Source organism: Streptomyces aurantiacus (genome assembly GCF_001418335.1).
GTDB classification, from domain to species: domain Bacteria; phylum Actinomycetota; class Actinomycetes; order Streptomycetales; family Streptomycetaceae; genus Streptomyces; species Streptomyces aurantiacus.
Map to the genome: position 1 here is coordinate 32,975 of NZ_LIPP01000130.1, position 1,220 is coordinate 34,194.

Sequence of the window (1,220 nt, forward strand, 5' to 3'; positions counted from 1 at the left end):
AAGCCGTAGCCGCCGTGGATCTGGGTGGCGTCGCGGGCGTTGTCCACGGCGATCGTGGAGGAGTGGAGTTTGGCGAGGGCCGCCTCCTTCTTGAAGGGCTCGCCCGCCACCAGCCGGGAGGCCGCGTCGCGCCAGGCCAGGCGGGATGTGTGGGCCCGCATCTCCATGTCCGCGATCTTGAACTGGATTGCCTGGTTCGCGCCGATCGGGCGGCCGAAGGCGTGGCGCTCCTTCGCGTACTTCAGTGATTCGTCCACGCAGCCCTGGGCCAGGCCCGTCGCCAGCGCCGCGATCGCGATGCGGCCCTCGTCCAGGATGCGCAGGAACTGGGCGTAACCGCGGCCCTGTTCGCCCAGCAGGTTCGCCGCCGGGACGCGGACGTCCGCGAAGGACAGCTCGCGGGTGTCCGAGGCGTTCCAACCGACCTTCGAGTAGGGCGCGGCGACCGTGAAGCCGGGCGTGCCGGACGGGACGATGATCGAGGAGATCAGCGGCTTGCCGGCGTCGGTGCGGCCCGTGACCGCCGTGACCGTCACCAGGCCCGTGATGTCCGTCCCCGAGTTGGTGATGAAGCACTTGCTGCCGTTGATCACCCATTCGTTCGTCGCGTCGTCCAGACGGGCCGTCGTACGGGTCGCCCCCGCGTCCGAGCCGCCGTCCGGCTCGGTGAGGCCGAAGGCGCCGAGGAGCTCACCGGAGCAGAGGCGGGGGAGCCATTCCGCTTTCTGTTCCGGCGTACCGAAGAGATGGATCGGCATGGCGCCGAGCGAGACTCCCGCCTCCAGGGTGATGGCCACCGAGGAGTCCACGCGGGCGAGTTCTTCGAGGACGATGCCCAGCGCCAGGTAGTCGCCGCCCATACCGCCGTACTCCTCCGGGAACGGCAGCCCGAACAGCCCCATCCGGCCCATCTCACGGACGATCTCGTACGGGAACTCGTGACGCTCGTAGTAGTCACCGATCTTCGGCGCCACGACGTCTCGCGCGAAGTCGGCCACCGTACGGCGGAGTTCGTCGAGTTCGGGGGAGAGGCGGTGGTCCAGGGGCATGGGGGTCACTCCTTGTGGGAGAGGGCGCGGACGGTGCGGGACGGGCTGGGTCGGCCCAGTTGTTCGGCCATCCATACGCTCGTGGCGGTGAGGAGGCCGAGGTCGACTCCGGTGTCGATGCCGAGGCCCGTCAGCATCCATACGAGGTCTTCGGTGGCGAGGTTGCCGGTG

General features: G+C 69.3%; 1 protein-coding gene and 1 pseudogene. Both read right to left on the minus strand.

Features of this window, described 5'->3' with window-relative positions:
- The coding region (locus AOK01_RS18680) for an acyl-CoA dehydrogenase family protein (RefSeq protein ID WP_055513108.1) at window positions 1–1,043 on the minus strand (1,043 nt) is incomplete at its 3' end.
- 11 nt (window positions 1,044–1,054) lie between these two features.
- Window positions 1,055–1,220 (minus strand): annotated as a pseudogene (locus tag AOK01_RS45150) (hydroxymethylglutaryl-CoA lyase); the annotation flags it as partial.